Source organism: Salipiger mangrovisoli (genome assembly GCF_015223355.1).
Lineage (GTDB): Bacteria > Pseudomonadota > Alphaproteobacteria > Rhodobacterales > Rhodobacteraceae > Salipiger > Salipiger mangrovisoli.
The window spans coordinates 101,783-121,389 of record NZ_JADFFK010000003.1 but is presented as its reverse complement, the minus strand read 5'-3'; the positions used below and the strand labels follow the sequence as shown (position 1 = coordinate 121,389).

The window sequence follows — 19,607 nt, the reverse complement described above, 5'->3', positions numbered from 1 at the left end:
TCGCGGGATGTCTCCTATGCGATCGCAGAGGGCGCAGCGCGCAATAAGAATGCAAGAAAATGAAACTGGCAGACCTCCTCTTCGTAACAACTTTCGTGGTGTCCCTGGCATTGCTGATTGCCCTTTGCTTCTTGGCTCCCTGGTATGGGCTGACAGGCATCGGGCTGCTCTTCGCGGTCTTCGGACTCCTGGTCTATGTGATCAGGCGGGCCAACCGCCCGACCTCGGCGCGGATCGCGGCGATGCGCATCAGGCGCTGACCGATTTTGCCCCCGGGCTCGCAGGCCAGAGGGCTGGCAACAGCGGGCGGGAGGCCAGCCGCAAAGCTGAAGCGCGCGTACATGCGGCCCGCACTCCAGCGCGGCCCGCCATGTCGTTCCTGCACAGAATGCCGCGCAGGCACGCACCGGCAGGGCGCCCCGCGCAGGCGGCGGCGCGGAAAGCCACGCGCACCGCCGCCCTGCCCCCGTGTCATCACTCTGGGCGATGACCTTGGCCTCCACGACCTTTCGGCTGGATTGATGGCCGTTCACCGGACCAAGATCGATGACAGTCGGCTCGGAAACCGGGGCATGGGGTGACGCCGTACGGCGGAATCTGAGGGCCGCAGCCCGCGAGAATTCGAGCTCTATTCAGATAAATTCGCGACAATACCCTGAATTCTAAATCCATTGTGACGAATATTTTCAATTAGAGAAATCTGACAAGTCCGACAAAGTTGACAAATTCGCCCAAAAGAAGCCACAATTGCCTCGGGGTGACTCGCAACTTTGCGGCCATTTGGGCGCGAGGTTCGATCACCGCGAGATTAGCCGAGTAATTGTTTAACAAGGGAATACCATGAAACCTAAATACCTAATGAGCCTCGCAGGAGCGGCGCTCCTCGCTTCGGTCATATCCGCGCAGGCCTCGACCACGTTGTCGGTCGTAGGGGCGCAATGTGAGGGCGGCGTGGTCAACACGTTCGGTGGCTTGACCAATACTGATCTGGTTTGCGGGACGTCAGCCGACCGCCTGCTCTCCGCCAATGTCAACCAGGGTGATCCCGATGGGAACTTCTATTCCCTGGGGCTCGCGAAGGACAGCAGCAACGATTTCGGTGGTGCGATGGCATTCGAAATCGCGCCGGCCTTTACCGGCTCGGCGATGATTTTCGAGGTCACCAACCCGTCCAACCATTACGAGGCTGCGCAGGTCTTTGTCTCCTCGGCGCTTAATTGGGCTGAGGCGCAATTCATGGGTACCGTCGACAATGGCGATGGCGGAAACAGCACCCCGACCACGACCGTCAACATCACGGGCGGACCCTGGAGTTACCTGTGGCTGATTGATTTTAGCCGTGGGCTCTATAACACGACCGCCTCTGTGGATGGTTTCGATGTCGACTCGATCAAGCTGAGCCCCGTGCCGCTGCCTGCCGGCGGCCTGCTCCTGATGGGGGCTCTGGGTGCGTTCGGCTTCGCCCGGCGCCGCAAGGCCTGAATTCACGCCTTCGTCTCAAGAAATGGCGTCACCGGGGTATTCGGTGACGCCCCTATGTGAACCGCTCCAAGTTTGCCAACGGCTCCAGCTCTTGAGGAGGATGGATCACCATGAGCACGACTACGAACAAGTTAATTCCCTGAAGCCCGCGGGCGCGCGGTGCGGATCGGTCTCGACGGCACCGGCCCGCACGGCTGTCTCTCGCCAGCGATCACGACGATCGCCGCGATGATCGGCTGTCAGGCGAAGACGCGAAACGACCGGGTCAAAAAGGCCGAGGTCGACAGCGGCCGACGCGCGGACATTCTTGGCCACTTGGCCAAGAGGATGAAGGCGCTCGAGCGGTTGAGCCAGGATCTACGCCAGTCCGATAAAAATCTTCGCAAAGCCTCGGCGTATTTTGCCATGGCGAAGCACGACCGCCGGTCCAGGTGATGGCAGATTTCATCGAGGCGCATCGGATCGCGCAGGAGCAAGCCAGCGTCGCACGACCTATCCGAGCGAAACTGGCGAAACGGGCTGACTCACGCTCTACCAACCAAATCAACGCGTCCTGAACCTAGGTGGGGGAAAAGGCGCATCACGTCCTGACCGCGACTTCTGGAACAACGCTCGATCAACCCCTAGAACGTCGTCGACATCGACTGCATTTATTGTGAGACAATGGCGAAGAATTCAGAGTGGACTTTAGCTCCAGGCGCGGCAGAACTCTGCGCGCTCAATCTCTACGGCATGACGCTTTCCGACCTGATCCGTTTCAAGGTCCGGCATCTCGACGAAATGGCAATCCTGAGGACTGCAGAGGATCAACGCAGCAGAGCGCACTTCGCATCTCCTCGCCCACGTGACGCCGAAGTCTTCAAAGTCACAGACATGATGGTGGGTAATGAGAGGCTCTAACTCCTGACATCTTCGGTGTGAACGAGGAAACAAGCGGCCTACGTTACTGAAAATACTGGATATCGGCTTCCCAAACCTCCGGCAGAACACGCCGGACGAAACCAAAACGAAGCGCGAACTTGGGAAACACCGCTGGACAACTTGCACCCGATCAGCATCCCACGCTTCGGGGGTCACTAAAAATTCTCGCTGCGAACAATCGTGAAGCCCGGCCGGACGGCCGGGCTTCACGATTGTTTCTAGGTAAGCTAGCGGAGACTAGGCCCAGTAGCTGGGTACACCGTAGTAGTCATGGGTGCGCGCTTCCCAATCGCGGTCGCGGTACCAATCGTCTCCGCGATCCGGCGCACCTTCCAACTGTTCCGACGTGATGTCTGTCACGTACCCACCCCGGCTGGTATCATAGCTCAACTTACCCCAAGGGATCGGGTGATGATCTTCACCTATTCCCAGGAACCCCCCGAATCCCATAACGGCATAGGCCACCTTACCGGTCGCCTTGTCGATGGTGAGGTGGTCGATCGTGCCAATCTGCTCGCCGGTGTGCGAATAGACCGCCGTGCCATTGACCTTGTCGGATGAAATCATGCTTGTGTTCTCATGCATCGCTACATCTCCTCCTGATGTGTCAAGTGAAACGAGCAGGTAGCGGGCCGTGTTCCGGAAGCAGTCGGGGCTGACGTGGGGCTCAAGCGCCTTTCCGCCGAAGCATCTGAACTACGGTTCATCAACGAGGCCATCGAACCTCCAACAGAAGGCAACGTTGCCCGACATCGCGTCCGTGACGCCCAAATCTTCCGAGAAGCTCGACAACGTGTGGCGGAATTGGTCGAGATTATTCTGCATCGCTTGGCGGGCTGCCACGAGATGATCGAAGCTGTCCCATTCACCAACGCCAAAATACCCGCCGTCAGTCCCCTTCACGAGAGATATCCTCCTAAGGCCATCGAATTCCCGTGAGAGACTCTTGTAGATTGTCTCAAATTCTTCTTCCATGCCTAGCTTTGGCATGAACTTAACCACTGTCATTGCGTGCATTTTTCCCTCCTTGAGCTAAACGCAAGACTGCTTACTGCTATCGTACCATCAAGAAGAACGGGTGCGCATCTGGTAGTTGATGGCTAGTGCCAAGCTGGTGGAACCGCGACGACGCTCAGCACAGCGGCGGATACTAGCTACGCCTTGCCAGCAACGAGCGCAGCAAACTACCGGTCGCGGCACTCCTTCCGCTCTGCGGGAACGCGCAGGAATCGGGCCTGCCTCCGATGAGCATAGTCCCGAAAGCTGCTATTCAGGCGGACCACGTCAATCGACACCTCCGTGCTCTGAGCAGCTAATCGTGGAAGCAACTAGACACGCCTCGGCCGCGCCCAAATGCACCAAAGCCTGTCGCTTTCGCATGAACCAAAGTTTTCCTCGGGGCGCGGAAACCAGAGATCTTGGGGTAGATCATAGATGAATTGTGGCAAAATAGACAGCGTGAGCGCCTCGCTGGACCACGAAAGCTAATATAGGTCACAGATGGATAGTTTAATCACTTATGTCTAAGTCTATGAGCGTGAAAAGTTTTGACTATCGCCTCATAGTGCGTCATGGATATTCCCTTGTAAACAGGACGCTTCGGCTTGACGATCTATAGGAGGATATTTAATTAGTGACCTATGCGCAAAATAGAATTCTGAAGTTTGTTGAGGGCTCTCCCGAAGACAAAGTTTCATTACCCTTGCTACACACAACATCAGCGTACAACTTCGTAGATATTTCTCGAGGTGAGGTAATTTCGCCATCTCAATGTGACGTTTTCAACGAAAACCTCACCTATCTCTTCTATGGGCGGCCAGCATATCGAACTCAGGAAGCAATTCACAGAAGCCTCAAATTTCACTGGCCATTTTGCTTCATCATCGACCCTAAGTTTATCGATAAAATTCGCGCGATCTATCCATTTGACACCGGAGCTTTTGCACTTGGATTGTACAAGGGATTTTTCGACAAAAAGGCGAGAATTGAAGATTTCCGCTTACCTGGAGATATGACTTTCGCTAGGAAATTAACGGGCAGATTCTATAACGATGCAAAGGATTACCTAAGAGGTGGGACAGAAAAAATTGAAAATCTCCCTCTGATAGAATTTGAGGCTCAAGGGATTCAGGCGCTTGCGAACTTCCCGCCGAGCGCCAGCCTAAGCCCCAACTCTCCTTCAAGAGATGAAAGATCGACATCAATAGAGATTCAGGTCGAGCACGAAATTTTAATAAGGGACGCATGCCTGGCGATAGTCATCCCGGAACCATGGGAAACGGAGTTAATTTTCAAAGATGCCGCCGAACGCTGGGACATGAAAGACAAAATTCACACATACGAGATTGACGCAACAAGTGAGCAGAATAACTGGGTTGGCTGCCTAAACTCAATCGTGCGCGGCATATACAAAGATCATGGGATTATATAAGACAATGACAGATATTTATCGATGCATCGGATCTTACAATCCATCCGGATTAATCCCCTCGTTACTTATACCATTTTTTCAGAAAGTATCCCAAGAAAACTCATGTGCTCAAGTATACCACCAAATTAGTGACACCGAAGGCAGGATAACAAGGTTTGAGCCAATCTCAGGACTGTCAATATATCAGGATCTTGGGCCAACTTCCGTGCAGAGTGACTCAAACCACATGTATCGGGTGGGCTCAAGAAGATGCATTTCGTGTATCACTTCTACTGAAAACAATCGTTACTTCCATTTTTCAGACATCACAGATGATGACATTGAAGACATCTTACAGGACTGGAATATATTCAGAAATCCTTCTTCAGCAATAGTTATGGTTAACCAATTAATTAATGCCGCAGGGAGAAACGTGAACAGTAAGATTCACCTATACTCTGAAAGAATGGCACTCCTTGTCTCTGCTCAGAAATTCTTATCGCTTTTCTGGGAAGCTGAAAAAAACACTACTGCAGAAATGGGATTTGGAACTAGGTTCGGGAGAATGATGGATGACTACAAGTCGTCGCGCCATGGCCTATCGGACTTTAAAGTTCACTTTGCAGTCTTTCTTATTGATCGGAGCGAGCTTCCAGAACAGAATTTGATTTGGGAATTTTTTGTTAAATCTTGGCCCAACAGTCACGTCATTCCCATTGTCGCCTATATCGACCTATCAATAGTTGAAAAGCTTAAGAGGCAGCGAAAAAGATGTAATATAAAAAATGTCTCATCAAGCGGATTTCTGAGGAAGTACTTTCCTGACAGCTATGGCTTCAAGAAATCGCTATCGCGTGCGGCATCTATAGTTTCCGGGAGCGGCGTGCCGGACCACCACGAGCTTTTTTCTGGCCAGCCGTATGATTTACGTTTCGACAGCTCGGACACTGAGGTTAGTGTGTTTGTCTCCCCTGTGAGAGCCATTCTGGAGTCAGATCCTCGTTCGATCCTTGAATCAATACCGAGCATGAACGCGCATGTAATTTAGGAATTTTGACTTTCTAGCAGATTACTTATTTTCGGAGCGGGGTAAGCGAAATCGGCATTCGGGCTCAAGAATGAACTCTCGCCGGTCGAATTTTTTGGTTCAAAGCGAGAAGGAAACCGGTCATGTTCACTCGTCTCGGTATTTTTTTCCTACACCCTCCCATCGCGGACGGCTTGGAACATGCCTCATGCGTTGCCCCATCGGAGCTGTGCGACATATGCTCCCGCCAGAGCACCACACAGAATACTGGATTAATGATTCTCAGATCAAGGTACGCTTCCTCTAGGCGAGTAGTTCGGCTCGAAAAGGCAGCAATGGGCTGCGAGCCGCCGTGCGCGGTGCCTGGCTCGACAGGCCGCAAGCGGACATGGCGGCAGGCGCGTCCATGCCTTGGCTTTCCGGCGCTTCCGGCCCTTACCGGACATCGGCCCGTCAGACTGATCCTGCGACGCAGCATCACGAGATCGGCCATTCGCTGCACCTGCGAAGATGGGACGATCCGGACGCACACCCTGCGGACCTTTCTGCCGTTCGCCGCGACCACGAGATCGGCGGTAGCCTCCGCTGCTCGTAGCGATGATTGATCCACGTCATAGGCGGCGGCCAGAACTCATGTCACCGTTCCAAACTCCAGGGCAGCCAAGCTGAGCGACCGCGCCTCGCGCTCCGACGACCCGGCGGTATCGATCCAGCTTCGGCGAGGAGGAGGGAGAGATGACAGGAGCAACTATTAACCGCCGTGATCTTCTTGCAATCGGCGCAGCTGGCACCGTGGCGAGGCCCCTGAAGGTGGCAGCTCAAACTTCGGGAACTGCTTCGAACGAGCCGGGCCCATATGATCTCGTCATTGAAGGAGGACGAGTTCTCGATCCAGAGAGTGGCTTCGACGCGGTCGCGAACATTGGAATAATCGGGGGGCGTATTGCGGCCATCTCCGATCAACCTATGGACGGTGCCGCGACGCTTCAGGCGACGGGCCAAGTCGTATCACCCGGCTTCATCGACCTTCATTCTCACGGCATGCAATTGCCGGGCGCGTGGGTGCAGGCATTCGATGGGGTCACCACAGCTCTGGAACTCGAGTCAGGGCTGTTTCCGGTCGGAATGGCCTACGAAAGGATTGCCGCCGAGGGGCGGCCCATCAACTATGGTCTCGGAGTTGCCTGGACCTTCGCGCGCGTGATGGTTTTTCAGCCGGAAGCAGGGGAGCCCGACGGGACCCTGGGGTGGTTTCAGAAGGCTTTCGGATTCTCGGGCTGGCAGAACGCAATCCCGGTCCCTGAACAGCTCGAGAGCATCATCGACTTGATGGATAGTGGCCTGAAGGAAGGCGGGCTCTGTGTCTCGATCAACGCGGGATACGCTCCGGGAATGGGGCGAAAGGAATATTACGAGCTCTCGAATCTCGCGAAAAAGCACGGCGTCGCCACCTTCACGCACGATCGCTACATGAGCATCGTCGAGCCGCAAAGCTCCTTCGAGGCCCTCGTCGAGCAGATTGGCCTCGGCGCGGCAACGGGCGCGCACATGCACATCTGCCACATCAATAGCGTGGCGGGGCGTGATCTGGAGGCCGCGACGCGCCTTGTCAGGGAAGCGCAGGAAAACGGTGTTCGGGTTACGGTCGAAGCTTATCCCTATGGAGCGTTCTCTACCGCCGTCGGAGCCGATTTCATGCGCGGTCCGGAATGGCTGTCCCATTTCGGCGCGGAGGACTATTCGGCAATGGAGCTTCGCGGGCAGCCCCTCACGAAAGGCAAGATCGAGGAACTGCAGGCCAGCGCGCCGGGAGAAATCGTCATCTTTCACTTCCTGCGCGAAGACAGCGTCGAGAGAGATATGGAGCTCCTCGATCTTGCAGTTCTGTATCCTGGCGGTGCGATCGCTTCGGATGCCATGCCTTGGATGGATGCCAAGGGCGCAATCGTGGAAGGCAACGTGTGGCCCTTGCCGGGCGACTCCTTTGCGCATCCGCGTACCACGGGGTGCTTCTCGCGCTTTCTGTCCAAGTGGGTGCGCGAGCGACAAGCGATCTCGCTCACGGACGCGCTTGCCAAATGCACCCTGATCCCGGCTCGGATTCTCGAGGAAGCCGTTCCGCAAATGAAGTCGAAAGGGCGCCTTCAGATCGGCTGCGACGCGGACATCGTGGTGTTTGATCCCGACACGGTTGAGGACAAGGCCACCTTCGTCGCCCCGACACAGCTGTCGGTAGGCTTCCGCCATGTCATCGTCAATGGCACCCCCATTATTCGAGATGGCACGCGTCTCGGCGGCGCGAGACCGGGCCAGGCCATTCGTCGCAATGTCTGAGGTCGCGTCGCTCGCCCCGCCAAGGGTGCCGGTGACGATTGTCACGGGTTTCCTTGGCGCGGGGAAAACCAGTGTGCTCAATCACGTCCTCACCAGCAGTCACGGCCGGCGGATTGCGGTCGTGGTGAACGACTTTGGCCGGATCAACATCGACGCCGAGCTGCTTCAGAAGAGTGACGGCGATGTTGTTGCGCTGGCAAACGGCTGCATCTGCTGCAGCCTGTCGGAGAGCCTGATCGCCGGGGTGGCGCGGCTTGTCCGGCAGGACAGCCCCCCGGAACAAATCATAGTCGAGACCTCTGGAGTTTCGGACCCACTCGACGTCGCGAGAGCGTTCACCGATCCGGAGCTTCAGCGCTTTGCTCCGCTCGATGGCATTGTCACTGTGGTGGATTGCGAACTGGCCCCAACGCTGGAAGGAGACATGCTGCGTCTCGCGTCCCGGCAGGTCATCGCAGCGGATATCGTCCTACTCAACAAGTGCGACCTCGTCGATGAGGCGGAGCGGATGCGCGCGAGCAGATGGGTCAACGCGCTGTCTCCCCATGTTCGGCCGCTTCAAGTCGAGCACGGTCGCGTGCCCATAGACCTCGTACTGGGCATGGGCGGGGCAACCCAGTCTGGTTCAGCTGTGGACTCCGAGCCCCCGGGGCATCACCAGCACGAAGCAACCTTCGACACGTTCACCTACGAGAGCATGGTACCGCTCCATGTTCAGCGCCTGCACGACTGCCTGAGCCAGTTACCGAAAACGATTTTTCGGGCGAAAGGCATCGTCAACCTGCTCGAGAAACCGGGGTATCCGGTTGTGCTACAGTCGACGGGCAAGCGCGCCACGCTCACGGTTGGTCAACCCTGGGCTGGACGCGAGCCGCGGACGCAAATCGTCTTCATCGGAACGCGTGGGGGCGTGGATGGCGATTGGATTGAAGGCCAACTGATCGAACCGCACTTCGGGAGCACAGGAAGGTCGAAGGCCCGCGCCTCGACACGCGACAAGCGAGAGGAACCCTGAGCATGAAGCGTCTGATTTCTGCCCTTTCAGCGGTTGCGATGATCCTTGCGGCACCAGCACTCGCCCAAGGCCCCGAAACACCATTGAAGACACTTTTCATCAACGTGAACGTCTTCGACGGCGTCCACGACACTCTGATCGAAAATGCGAACGTCCTTGTCGGGGACAACCTGATCGCAGCGGTCTCTACCGACGAGATTTCGCCTGAGGGCGCGACCGTTATCGACGGCGAGGGGCGCACGCTGATGCCCGGCCTGATCGACACGCACCAGCATCTCAACCAAGGCGGTCTCACACCTGCCGACCTGCTGACTGGCAACCTCTATTACATCGGTATCGCGCAGGGCGTGTACGCAACCGGCACCCTGATGCGCGGGGTGACGACCGTGCGGGATCCCGGCGGGGACAGTTTTGGGCTAAAGCGGGCGATCGACGAAGGGCTCGTACCGGGACCGCGGATCGTGTCCGCCGGTCCCATTGTCGGACCAACGAACGGCCACGGTGACAACCGGTTGCCTTATGCAGGACATCCGCGCTTCGACTGGGTGGGGATGACGCCCGACCGCCGTGTCAACTTCTCATATATGGCGGATGGTCCCGCGGAAGTCCTGGCCGCATCGCGCGAAGTCCTTCGTCAGGGCGCAAGCTTCATCAAGATCATGGCCGGCGGGGGTGTCGGGAGCGAACATGACCCGCTCGACTCCAAGCAGATGACACCCGAAGAGATGCGCGCAGCAGTCCATGCCGCGGAAGACTGGAATACATATGTCGGCGCCCATGCTTACAACAGCGCGTCGGTCCGCCGCGCAATCGATGCTGGCGTCAAGGTCATAGAGCACGGCCAGATGATCGACGAGGAGACGATGAAATATGCGGTCGACCATGGGGTTTGGTTCACCTCGCAATACATCGTTTTCACAATCGACATTCCGAGCTTCTCCGAGGCATCAAAGGCCAAGCAGAAACTTGTCTTGCAAGACACCGAGAACTTCTTCGCGATGGCAAAGGAATACAATGCGAAGCTGACTTTTGGTACCGATCTCGTGGTTGGTGCGGATGCAAGCCTCCAGACACAGGAACTCGTGGCCCGATCGAAATGGTTCAGCCCCTTCGAGATTCTTGTTCAGGCGACATCCCGCGCGGCCGAACTCATCGCACTCAGCGGGCCTCGCAATCCCTACCCAGGCAAATTGGGCGTCATAGAGGTTGGGGCCTATGCCGACCTCCTGCTTGTGAATGGAAATCCGCTTCAGGACATCGAACTTATCGGTGCCCCCGAGGAGAATCTCGCTGTCATCATGAAGGATGGCGTGATCTTCAAGAGCACGCTTGAAGCCGCCGAATAATCCAGCGAATGGCTGGACCTTTATCCCCCTCTCAGAGGGGCTGAAGCGGAACTGCAAAGCCCGGAATTCCGCGCAGAGCCTTTCCAAAGTGGTCGTTTTTGGGACCTCGGCCTACACCGCGGCGCAGCGAAATGTCGATCGGATCGCGGACCCTTGTGAACGTTCGCTGGCTCCGCGCAATCTCGGGCCGTAAACGAGTTCCGTCATTCGGCCCCTTTGCGATCGTAGGCACCGAAAAGATCGGGATCGAGGCCCTTGCGGTCGAACACACCCTTCAGGGCGATGTTGGCGATCTCGGGTCCATCCTCCGTCATCGTCACCCACATGAGGTGATCGACGTTTCCCGGGCCCTCCTGGTGGAAGGACGCGCCGGCTGGTCCCATCGTGATGTGCTCATAGCCGTCGATGTTGTCGTAGTCGTAGTAGTGCAGATGGCCGGCGATGATGGTGTGATCCCGTCCCCTGAGCATGTCCTCGAGTGCCATGTAGCTGTCCGAAGGGTTCTCCCAGGCCGGCTCATGGAGGAACAGGAACGTCCAGCGCACGTCTGGATTCTGAGCCAGTGCCTCTCGGACGAAAGCGGTCTGCGCTTCGTCAAACTCTGCCTTCATCGCAAGCCCTGCGACAACGGACTCGTCCGACATGAACTCGGCCAGCATTGCCTTGGCGCGTTCCGGGTCCTCTGTCTGAAGCCGGTTGTAGAGCGCGATCTTGTCTTTCATGCCGGCCGGCGCCTCGCGGGGCGGGTCCTCGCTGTCGAGCACGAGGAACAGGGTGTCGACGTAGACGAAGCTGTAATAGGTCGCTCCGAACCTCTCGCGCCAGACCTCCTGCGCGACCGAATTTGCGATGTCGTGATTGCCGGGCGTGCGGAAGAAAGGTGTCTCCATTTTCGCCAGCATGGCATCGACCTCGTCCCATTCGGCGTTCAATTCCGCTGGGTCATCGCTGTAGCCTTCGATCAGGTCACCGACATTGATCACGAACTCGGGCTGCAGCAGCCGAACCTGTTCAACCGCCAGACCGAAGGTTCCCTCGACGTTCGCGCCCCCCGTCCGGTCCCCGATGACGATGAACCGAAAGTCGCTCGGGTTGTCGTTGAAATCTTCGGACGTCCACGGTTTCGCGCCCGGCAGCGCAGCCGTGTCGTAGCTGAAATCCGCCGCAGCACCGGTGGTTCCTGCGACACCCAACAAGACCGCAACGATCGCTCTCGGCCGCATGGCCAGTCCTCCCTCTCCTCAGAGAGAACAATATTATGTTGCCGAGGCTGAGCTCATTGACGATGAACAATCCGCTCGATGCCGAGAGGAAGAGGTGGGGTATCGGCCCGCTCACGAAAGACCAGATCAGCCCCCGGCGGTCGGTCGATACACGTCGATACAGAGTGCAGCATTCAGCTCGACGCACAGGGCGACCGTGCGGACTTTCACCTTTCCATCAGACAATACGTGAAAAAAGGTGGCGTCACATTTGCCACCTTTTTTCACATGATGGCGGACGCTCTCCGAGACGGGTTTCTAAAGATCGTCGAGGTTGGTCATGATTTGGTAGAAGAAGCCGATGGTCTTGCCGTACTCGTCCACCTTGATGCGCTCGTTGACGCCATGGAAGCCCGCGAACTCCTTCATGGAGTCCAGCTGGATGCCGGTGATCGTGTAGACATCCGGCGCAAAGGCCCTTGCCTGGAAGTGCTTGGAGTCCGACCCCCCGATGACGAAGAAGGGCGCGACGATGAGGTCATTGCCCCAAATCTGGCGGATCGTCTTTTCCAGCGCCTTGTAGCCGGGTCCGTCTGGGTCCGCGACGGCTGTCGCGGGTGTGGAGGCCGAGATGTCGGTGATCGTGATCCGGTCGTCGTCGATCGCCTTCCGGACATGGTCGATGATCACGTCGGGCGTGTCCCCGGGCATGGGGCGAAAGTTCACCACGGCCGTGGCGGCGGGGGGCAGCACGTTGTCCTTGATGCCGGCGTTGAACATGGTCACGGCGATGGTCGTGTGCAGCATGGCCCGGGTGACCTGATTGGTCGCCATTTCTGCGATGAACTCCTTCTCGAGGTCGGTCATCTCGCCCTCTTTTCCGAAGGCGACCGCCGCGAACATGGGTTGCCTCGATTCCTCCAGCTCGGGACCCATGTACCTGTACTGGTGGCGGACGGCCTCATGGATGCGATAGGGGAACTGCGCAGCCTCAAGCTTCGTGATCGCCTTCGCGAGAATCCCGATGTTGGTTTCTTCCGGCGGTTGCGAGGAATGACCACCGACGCCGTGCATGGCCAGCTCGAGACTGATGTACCCCTTCTGCGCGATGCCGATCAGGGCTGTGTTGTCCGGAATGCCGGGAAGGACCCCCGGGATCAGCGGCGCCGACTCGTCCATGACAAAGGCGAACCGCTCGATCCCGCGTTGCTCCAGAACGTCCGCGACGTATCTCGCCCCTTCAGGTCCGCCGACCTCCTCGTCCTGACCGAAAACGAAATACAGCGTCCGTTCGGGTTGCCAGCCTTCCTCGAGCTTCATCTCCGCGGCTTCGAGAATGCCATGGATCTGGTTCTTGTCGTCCAGCACGCCGCGACCCCAGATGTAGCCATCGGCGACGGTCCCCGAGAAAGGCTCCTGATCCCATTGATCGAGCGAGTCCTCGGGAACCGGCACGACATCCTGGTGAGCATAGAAGAGCGCCGGCGGCAGGTCGGGGTTCTTGCCCTCCCAAGTGTAAAGCAGGCTGTAGGGCCGCGGGTCGCCCAGGACTTCGCGCTTGAGCGATGCGTGAACCTTGGGATAGGCCTCTGCGAGAAAAGCGTGGTAGTCGTCAAAGGCCTTGGTGTCGAAGTCGTTGCGGTCCTGATTTGAGATGGTGGGGAACTGCACCGCCCGGGACAGGCGCTCGACGGCGCCATCGAGATCCACCTCGATTGTGATCTGTTCAACGCCTTCCATCTGAAGCGATGGCAGTTCCGCGTCTTGGGCGACCGCCGGAGCGCACAGTCCGGTCAGGGCGCATGTGAGAAAAATTCCGCTACAAGACCTTGTGAACATATCATTTCTCCCAAAACGAAAGTGCTGAAAAGTGGTCCTGCCCGGCCTGCGCTGATGCATCGATCGAATAGGACAGGATCAATCATATCCGCAGCCTCTAGATTTCAGATCAAATATTTCGGTCGCGCCACCTGTGTCCGTAGCGGACCAAGCCCCGGCTTAGTCCCGTCCGCGTCTGAACCAGCCCGGTATTGGCCGAGGCAAGGCCGCACCCGGCCCCCGAGGGGTCCGCTTGGCGCAGTCCGACCTTTACCGGTGACAGGAAGGCGTTCCCTGTCGCAGACTGTGCGCAGATCGTCTGGGACAGGAAGACATGAGATCAGCTCAGGTTGTTGCTCCTGATTGGTTCAAGACCATAGTCGGCTTGCCGTTCGTCATCGTGACGCTCTGGTTTGGTCAGGACCTTCTGAAACTTCTGGCGCTGGCATTCCTGATCTTCGTCCTCGCGACGGCCTTCACGGACAGGATTTCCCGCATTTCGATCTTCGGGCGGCCCATATCGGGGTGGCAGGCCCATGCGTTGGCTCTCGCGATCTTCATTTCGACCACCTGGATCATTGCGGTCATCTGTTCGAACGCCGCGCAGGAGATCGTCGAGGCTCTGCCGAGATATCAGGAGCGTCTCGGCGGCATGGCGATCAAGCTCGAAGGTCTCATCGGGCCGCGGGCCGTCGATGCAATCGACCAGGCGCTTAAGAGCTTGAAGATCGGCGATCTTCTGGTCTTCCTGGCGGGCGGCCTCGTCGGCAGCATCGCACAGGTTTCCCTGCTCACGATCTATTTCGTGTTTCTCGTGCTCGAGCGGTCGGACTGGCGCAAGAAGGTTGCAATTCTCTCCACGCCCGACCCGCATGGCGCGGACTTCGCGGTTATCGTCCGGCGAGCGGCCATCGGCATCAAGAACTTCATGTGGGTCAACGCGGTGACAAGTGCCATGAGCGGCGCGGTGGCTTACCTTGTCTTTCGGCTGATCGGCCTCGATTTTGCGTCTTTCCTGGCGATCATGATCTTCTTCGTCGGCTTCATCCCGAACATCGGAGCGTTCATCGGCATTCTACTGCCCTCGCTGGTGGCGCTGGCGCAGTTCGACAGCCTCTGGCCGTTGGCGGCGGTGATCGTCTTCTATGGCGGAGCCGATCAGGTCATCAGCAACGTGATAACGCCGATGATGCAGGGCAAGTCGTTGAATATGAGCATTGTCATGATCACGGTCTCGCTGATGTTCTGGTCCCTGCTGTGGGGGGCGCTCGGAGCGTTCCTCGCCGTGCCGCTCACCGTCATCGTGATGGTGGTCGCCTCCGAGGTGCCCGGCCTTCGCTGGCTTGCTGTCTTGCTCTCCAAGGACGGTCACATCGACTACCTGGAATAGGAGCTTGGCCTTGCAAGGCTGACGCTGGCCCGCCGGTCGGTCCGGTGGCGATCAGAGGATCGGTCCGACCATGGCCACGGCGTTCTGCCAGAGCCGCTGCGGGAGGGACCAGGCGGCGACCTCTTCAGGCGTAACGCGCCTTGCATCTTTGATGTACGTGTCCTGCCTCTGCCGAATGCTCTCGCAGGTCTTCCTGTCCACCAGCAGAATGTTGTTCTCGTAGTTCAGATCGAAGCTGCGCCGGTCCAGGTTGGCCGATCCGATCAGGGCGATCTCGCCATCCACGACGAGCGTCTTGCTGTGCAGCAAGCCGGGAAGATACTCGCGGACCGAGACGCCCGATGCGAGAAGGCCCGCGTAGTAACTGCGGCTCGTGGCACCAACGAAGAGGGAGTCATTGCGGGCCGGGAAGATCACGGTGACCTTCACGCCCCGGTAGGCGGCGGCGCAAAGTGCTTGCTGGATCGCCTCGGTGGGGACGTAGTAGGGGGTCGTCAGCACCAGCTCGTCCCGTGCCGCGTAGATCAGGCTGGTGAACATCTCGGGCATCGCAGAGGCCCGCACGCTGGGCCCTGTCGCCACGACCTGCGCGGGCCAACCGTTCGGGATCGGCGCGATCTCGGGGGCGACGAGGGCGGAGAGGTCTTCATCCACCGCCTCCATCCAGTCGGCGGCGAAGACCCGCTGCGCCTGCTGGACGACGGGCCCTTCGATGCGCAGCATGATGTCGACCCAGGGCGCATATTTCGCCTTCTGCACGAAGGCCGGATCGGCGCAGTTCTGACTGCCGCAGTAGGTCACCCGGCCGTCGATGACGACGATCTTGCGGTGGTTTCTCAGATCGATGCGACCGTTGAAGATCCGCAGCAGCGGGTTGCCGACCTGATAGGCCGAAGCCAGATGGACCCCTGCGTTCTTCATCTTGGTCCAAAGCCCGGAGCGGATCAGACGCCGTGACCCGATATCATCCACCATCGCACGGCACATCACGCCGCGCTGTGCCGCGCGTATGAGCGCGGCCGCGACCTTGCTGCCGTTGTTGTCCTCAACCCAGATGTAAAACAGGAGATGCACGTGGTCCGTCGCCGCGTCGATGTCGGCGACGATGGCATCCACCGTCGCATCGCTGTCGGCCATGAGCTCGGCAACGTTCCCGGGACAGGGCTCAAATCCAGAGATCGACTCGCCAACCCGAAACAGGGCATCTGCCCTTGGCAAGCGGCCCAAGCCAGGCGCGTCCGCCGGGAAGCGTGCGGCATCCGGGAGCATCTGCTCGATACGCCTGAGCCGCGCGAGGCGCCGACGACCGATGCTCGTCTCGCCGAAAAGCAGGTATGCCAGAACGCCGACGACAGGGACCGCGAGCGTGATCAAGACCCAGGCCGCCCTTGCTGAAGGATCCCGGTGCTGACGGAGCAGGATGCGCAACACGCAGGCTCCGACGATCAAATAGTGAAGGACGATCCAGATCATCTGTCGTTTCGCTTTCCAATGACCGAGCTTGTGAGTGCCGAGTTTAGCATGCGCATCGCGTTGGTGGTTACGAAGAGCCCACACGCTCCTGTCAGAAATCAATTCAGCTGTCTCGTGAGCGCTGTCGCAGACAGGCGTGGCCCCCTCATGGCAGCGCTGCCATTCTTGCGGCAAGCGCGTCGTCAAGCGCGCGTGCCTGTACGGCCTTTCCTATCTGAGCAGGGTTCCGAGATGTGGCCTCGGGAGCGACGCGCCAGCATCGCGAATTCATTCAACGGGTGGGATCACATATGAGGCGATCTCACACGCTATCCCGGCCATTTTCGTCGTTCTTTCCTGGCTTGATCAGCGCACGGGCGAGCTGTGAAAACAGCGCTACGAAGATGCCGACGCCGACGAAAATGTAGATCACGGTAAAGACCTTACCGACGTCGGTTTGGGGAGACAGATCGCCGAGACCGACTGTCGATATGGTCGTGGCACTGAAATAGAATGCATCGATCCAGCGCCAGCCCTCGACCCCATGATAGAAGACCGTACCCGAAAGCAGGGTTAGGGCGGCAAGCACCAGCGCCGCGCGGAACTCGGGAATTTTCCGCGATCTCAGGATTGCCTTCAGCAGCCGAAGGACCGTCGTATAGAGGCTGATCATCCGCTTTCATCCCCTTTTGATGTGGGCGAAACTCTACGGCCAGAGGCCTTTCCGATCTTACCCTGCCCGATTTCGAAAAACCTCCCCAAGCTGGCGCCGTTCTTGATGAAGAGCTCGGCGCTCGCGGCCAGGCCCTGCAGGGAGCTACGGGCGTATCGGGCCAAGGGTGAGATCAAGGGACGAGCGAATGTCGCGTTCGGATTTCGAGCCTTCATGCAGCGGCGCGCAGAGAGCCGTGGCTCAGGCAGAAACCACCCCATCGGGGCTCGCGGACCGCACCTGCCGTTCGCCGGTGCTACCATTGCCGCGCCGCGACGTTTCCACACCGGACTTTCGCGACCCCGCGCAGCATCGTCTATGAGACCGTGGTCGAGAGTGCGGACGTTCGCTGCAGCGCCACAGAGAGGAATGAGCGGCTCTCGGGCCGCCCATCCCCACTGAACACTCCAGATAAAATCACATCGGGCTGTACCAGATCGGCGAAGTATAGGCCCGTTCGGTGGTGGTCATCGGCACCTCGTCCGCCATCTTGATGTCGAAGCGCTTGGCCTCGTAGGCCGTCCAGCGAGGTGTCGGGATCTCGATGACCCGGGCGTAGTAGAAGGCGGGCTGGGAGGCGTCGAACTCGGGATCCGTCCAGACGCCGATCAGCTCGGGCGCGCCGATGGAATTGGTCCAGCTGGCGCTCGCCACGTCGACGGTGTTGCCGACGTCGGGCAGCTTGCCGGCTTCGTCCGGCACCCGGTCTCCCGACCAGACCACGTCGTAGACCTTCTCGTGGGTCTCGTCCGCGGCGTCGATCCAGCCCTTCACGATCTGGATGCGGTCGAGGTTCCCCGAAAGCGGGTCCTTCAGCGCCGCAACGAGGAAGCTGGGCGCGCCGCCCTCGGGAGCAGCACCGAGGTCGCCGCCCATCGGCACGCCCTTGGCATAACCCGCGTCGGCGGGCAGGCGGGTGAGCGTGTCGGCCTCGATGAAATCATAGCCGCCGAAGAAACGCACGGTCATCCGCGAGCCGGTGGTGGCATAGGTCTCCTTGCGCATCATCGCGTCGAAGATCGACGCGCGGGTGTTCTCGGTGGCCCAGACCGCGCCGAGCCCGCCCGCGGCCTGCTTCCAGCCGTAGATGGTGAGCGCCGGGTCCGGTGCCTCGATCACCACGTGCTCCCAGCGGTGCGGCTCGGGCTCGACGCCCGAGTGCTTGCCGAAGAAGTTGTCCTCCTGCGCGGTCGCCATGCCGGTGTGCGAGTCCGTGGCGCCGACCATGCCGAACTTGAACGGGTTCACCCCCAGGTCGCGCTCGATGGCAAGGCCGCGCTTCAGCGCCTCGCGCGCGTATTCGCCGGCCAGCATGTCGGGCGTCTTCACCTCGGTGCCGTTGAGGTTCGCGGCGTCCCAGGTGTCGAAATCGGCGAACTCGTCATCGGGGCTGAGGAAAGGATGCGCCTCGCCGTCGCCCTTGATCTGCGTCGCCTCGTAGAGCGGCTCGAACCGCGCGCGCATCTGCGCGATCTCCTCGGTGAGGGTCGAGCCGTCATAGGCATTGAGCGAGAACATCCGCCCGTTCGAAAGGTTGCCGTTATGCGGGATGGCGAGCACCTCGGCGCCGGTCCGCGCCTCGAAATCCGCCAGCGACGCCCAGAGGTCCTCGGGGTTCTTGCTGTCGTATTGCGAGAAGGGCCGCGTCTGGTTGGCCCGCAGCGCGTCGTCGCGGAAGAGCACGTTTCGGTGCAGGTTGTTGGCACCCTCGGTGGTGTACTCATAACCGATGATGGCCGAGAACACGCCCGGCTCGTTCTAGCGGTCGGCCAGCGCCGTGTAAGCCTCCCATGCGTGTTTGATCGCCTTCGGATTGTCAATCGGCGGGTCTTCGTCCGACAGCGAGGCGACGATTTCCATCGCCGTGTCGAAGGCCTTCTGCGCATCGCCTGCCGTCAGCGCCTCGTACCAGAGCCGCCCCTGCTCGGTGGAGAGCACCTGGGCGTCGCCGGACAGGAGCTGCGGCATGAGCCCGTACATCTCGGCGTGGTCCGAGATCACCAGCCAGTCGAGCGGGCGCGAGAGCTTGGCCCTGAGCCCATGGGTGGTCGTCACCTCCTCGCCGCGGGCAAAGCGGTAGGCGTCCTCCTGCGACAGGCGCGTCATGGTGCCGGCGTCGACCGAAACCATGGTGTGCAGGTGCGAGTCCCCCCAGAGCGGGATCTGCGGAAAGTTCCTGCCAGCGTAGGGCGAGAAGTCCTCGGGCGCGAGCACCGTCTCGGTGTCTTCCTGCGCGGTCGAGTATTCCTGGGCACGGGCGGCTGGCGGCACAATCGCTCCGGCGCAGATGATCAGCGCGAGGGTGGCGCGAAATGATAAGGTATATCTATGATTAAAAAAATGCAGCATCGGATGTCTCCTCCCTAAGACGGACGCTCAAAGGAAGCACCAGGCACTCTACAGACATAACTCTACCACAACTCCCCATGCCGCCGGGTGAATATGTGGATGCGGGAGCTCTGCGGTGGAGGGGTCGCGCGCGAACTGCCCGGGTGTCA

15 protein-coding genes and 1 pseudogene are annotated in these 19,607 nt (G+C 59.1%); 9 read left to right on the top strand and 7 right to left on the bottom strand.

Annotated features, from left to right (window positions below; genetic code table 11):
• The first annotated feature begins 59 nt into the window (after nt 1-59).
• From IQ782_RS05590 to IQ782_RS05580, 3 genes are all read left to right on the top strand, one after another.
• Nucleotides 60-260: a hypothetical protein gene (locus tag IQ782_RS05590; RefSeq protein WP_194133635.1), complete on the top strand. Its 201-nt coding sequence runs from the start codon at nt 60-62 to the stop codon at nt 258-260.
• A gap of 580 nt (nt 261-840) precedes the next feature.
• A complete protein-coding gene (locus IQ782_RS29700) occupies nt 841-1,482 on the top strand; it encodes a VPLPA-CTERM sorting domain-containing protein (protein WP_240989121.1) in 642 nt (213 codons plus the stop codon).
• Nucleotides 1,483-1,641: 159 nt separating this feature from the next.
• Nucleotides 1,642-1,917 carry a hypothetical protein gene (locus tag IQ782_RS05580; RefSeq protein ID WP_194133634.1) on the top strand — a complete coding sequence of 92 codons (276 nt, stop codon included), beginning with the start codon at nt 1,642-1,644 and terminating at the stop codon, nt 1,915-1,917.
• 723 nt (nt 1,918-2,640) lie between these two features.
• Here the strand turns inward: IQ782_RS05580 and IQ782_RS05575 are convergent.
• Both IQ782_RS05575 and IQ782_RS05570 read right to left on the bottom strand, forming a co-directional pair.
• Nucleotides 2,641-2,988 carry a PRC-barrel domain-containing protein gene (locus tag IQ782_RS05575; protein ID WP_240989120.1) on the bottom strand — a complete coding sequence of 116 codons (348 nt, stop codon included), beginning with the start codon at nt 2,986-2,988 and terminating at the stop codon, nt 2,641-2,643.
• A gap of 111 nt (nt 2,989-3,099) precedes the next feature.
• Nucleotides 3,100-3,420: a DUF718 domain-containing protein gene (locus tag IQ782_RS05570; RefSeq protein WP_194133633.1), complete on the bottom strand. Its 321-nt coding sequence runs from the start codon at nt 3,418-3,420 to the stop codon at nt 3,100-3,102.
• Nucleotides 3,421-4,036: 616 nt separating this feature from the next.
• On the opposite strand from IQ782_RS05570, the gene IQ782_RS05565 reads away from it, so the two are divergent.
• The 5 genes from IQ782_RS05565 (at nt 4,037) to IQ782_RS05545 (ending at nt 10,535) form a co-directional block, all read left to right on the top strand.
• The gene (locus IQ782_RS05565) at nt 4,037-4,834 is read left to right on the top strand and encodes a hypothetical protein (RefSeq protein WP_194133632.1); all 798 of its coding nucleotides are present in this window, start codon (nt 4,037-4,039) and stop codon (nt 4,832-4,834) included.
• 4 nt (nt 4,835-4,838) lie between these two features.
• On the top strand, nt 4,839-5,861 hold the full coding sequence (locus tag IQ782_RS05560; protein WP_194133631.1) for a hypothetical protein: 1,023 nt from the start codon (nt 4,839-4,841) through the stop codon (nt 5,859-5,861).
• Between the two features lie 714 nt (nt 5,862-6,575).
• Nucleotides 6,576-8,174 carry an amidohydrolase family protein gene (locus IQ782_RS05555; RefSeq protein WP_194133630.1) on the top strand — a complete coding sequence of 533 codons (1,599 nt, stop codon included), beginning with the start codon at nt 6,576-6,578 and terminating at the stop codon, nt 8,172-8,174.
• The gene (locus IQ782_RS05550) at nt 8,167-9,189 is read left to right on the top strand and encodes a CobW family GTP-binding protein (RefSeq protein ID WP_194133629.1); all 1,023 of its coding nucleotides are present in this window, start codon (nt 8,167-8,169) and stop codon (nt 9,187-9,189) included. Before IQ782_RS05555 ends, IQ782_RS05550 begins: the two co-directional genes overlap by 8 nt.
• A 2-nt stretch (nt 9,190-9,191) precedes the next feature.
• A complete protein-coding gene (locus tag IQ782_RS05545) occupies nt 9,192-10,535 on the top strand; it encodes a metal-dependent hydrolase family protein (RefSeq protein WP_240989119.1) in 1,344 nt (447 codons plus the stop codon).
• Nucleotides 10,536-10,738: 203 nt separating this feature from the next.
• Here the strand turns inward: IQ782_RS05545 and IQ782_RS05540 are convergent, their stop codons facing one another.
• A complete protein-coding gene (locus IQ782_RS05540; RefSeq protein ID WP_194133628.1) occupies nt 10,739-11,758 on the bottom strand; it encodes a metallophosphoesterase family protein in 1,020 nt (339 codons plus the stop codon).
• A 297-nt stretch (nt 11,759-12,055) separates the two neighbouring features.
• Complete coding sequence (locus tag IQ782_RS05535; RefSeq protein ID WP_240989118.1) at nt 12,056-13,477, bottom strand: M20 family peptidase; 1,422 nt, start codon at nt 13,475-13,477, stop codon at nt 12,056-12,058.
• A gap of 412 nt (nt 13,478-13,889) precedes the next feature.
• On the opposite strand from IQ782_RS05535, the gene IQ782_RS05530 reads away from it, so the two are divergent.
• A complete protein-coding gene (locus tag IQ782_RS05530) occupies nt 13,890-14,945 on the top strand; it encodes an AI-2E family transporter (RefSeq protein ID WP_194133627.1) in 1,056 nt (351 codons plus the stop codon).
• A 51-nt stretch (nt 14,946-14,996) separates the two neighbouring features.
• On the opposite strand, the gene cls is transcribed toward IQ782_RS05530, so the two are convergent.
• The 3 genes and pseudogenes from cls to IQ782_RS05515 form a co-directional block, all read right to left on the bottom strand.
• Complete coding sequence (gene cls, locus IQ782_RS05525; protein ID WP_194133626.1) at nt 14,997-16,418, bottom strand: cardiolipin synthase; 1,422 nt, start codon at nt 16,416-16,418, stop codon at nt 14,997-14,999.
• A gap of 301 nt (nt 16,419-16,719) precedes the next feature.
• Complete coding sequence (locus IQ782_RS30150) at nt 16,720-17,070, bottom strand: potassium channel family protein (protein ID WP_194133625.1); 351 nt, start codon at nt 17,068-17,070, stop codon at nt 16,720-16,722.
• A gap of 456 nt (nt 17,071-17,526) precedes the next feature.
• A pseudogene (locus tag IQ782_RS05515) lies at nt 17,527-19,458 on the bottom strand (DUF3604 domain-containing protein).
• Nucleotides 19,459-19,607 lie beyond the last annotated feature (149 nt).

What these genes read in the sequence shown, in the direction of transcription:
- IQ782_RS05590 (WP_194133635.1), top strand. Translation starts at nt 60, where the DNA reads ATGAAACTGGCAGACCTCCTCTTCGTAACAACTTTCGTGGTGTCCCTG.
- IQ782_RS29700 (WP_240989121.1), top strand. Translation starts at nt 841, where the DNA reads ATGAAACCTAAATACCTAATGAGCCTCGCAGGAGCGGCGCTCCTCGCT.
- IQ782_RS05575 (WP_240989120.1), bottom strand. Translation starts at nt 2,988, where the DNA reads ATGCATGAGAACACAAGCATGATTTCATCCGACAAGGTCAATGGCACG.
- IQ782_RS05570 (WP_194133633.1), bottom strand. Translation starts at nt 3,420, where the DNA reads ATGCACGCAATGACAGTGGTTAAGTTCATGCCAAAGCTAGGCATGGAA.
- IQ782_RS05560 (WP_194133631.1), top strand. Translation starts at nt 4,839, where the DNA reads ATGACAGATATTTATCGATGCATCGGATCTTACAATCCATCCGGATTA.
- IQ782_RS05555 (WP_194133630.1), top strand. Translation starts at nt 6,576, where the DNA reads ATGACAGGAGCAACTATTAACCGCCGTGATCTTCTTGCAATCGGCGCA.
- IQ782_RS05550 (WP_194133629.1), top strand. Translation starts at nt 8,167, where the DNA reads ATGTCTGAGGTCGCGTCGCTCGCCCCGCCAAGGGTGCCGGTGACGATT.
- IQ782_RS05545 (WP_240989119.1), top strand. Translation starts at nt 9,192, where the DNA reads ATGAAGCGTCTGATTTCTGCCCTTTCAGCGGTTGCGATGATCCTTGCG.
- IQ782_RS05540 (WP_194133628.1), bottom strand. Translation starts at nt 11,758, where the DNA reads ATGCGGCCGAGAGCGATCGTTGCGGTCTTGTTGGGTGTCGCAGGAACC.
- IQ782_RS05535 (WP_240989118.1), bottom strand. Translation starts at nt 13,477, where the DNA reads ATGGAAGGCGTTGAACAGATCACAATCGAGGTGGATCTCGATGGCGCC.
- IQ782_RS05530 (WP_194133627.1), top strand. Translation starts at nt 13,890, where the DNA reads ATGAGATCAGCTCAGGTTGTTGCTCCTGATTGGTTCAAGACCATAGTC.
- cls (WP_194133626.1), bottom strand. Translation starts at nt 16,418, where the DNA reads ATGATCTGGATCGTCCTTCACTATTTGATCGTCGGAGCCTGCGTGTTG.
- IQ782_RS30150 (WP_194133625.1), bottom strand. Translation starts at nt 17,070, where the DNA reads ATGATCAGCCTCTATACGACGGTCCTTCGGCTGCTGAAGGCAATCCTG.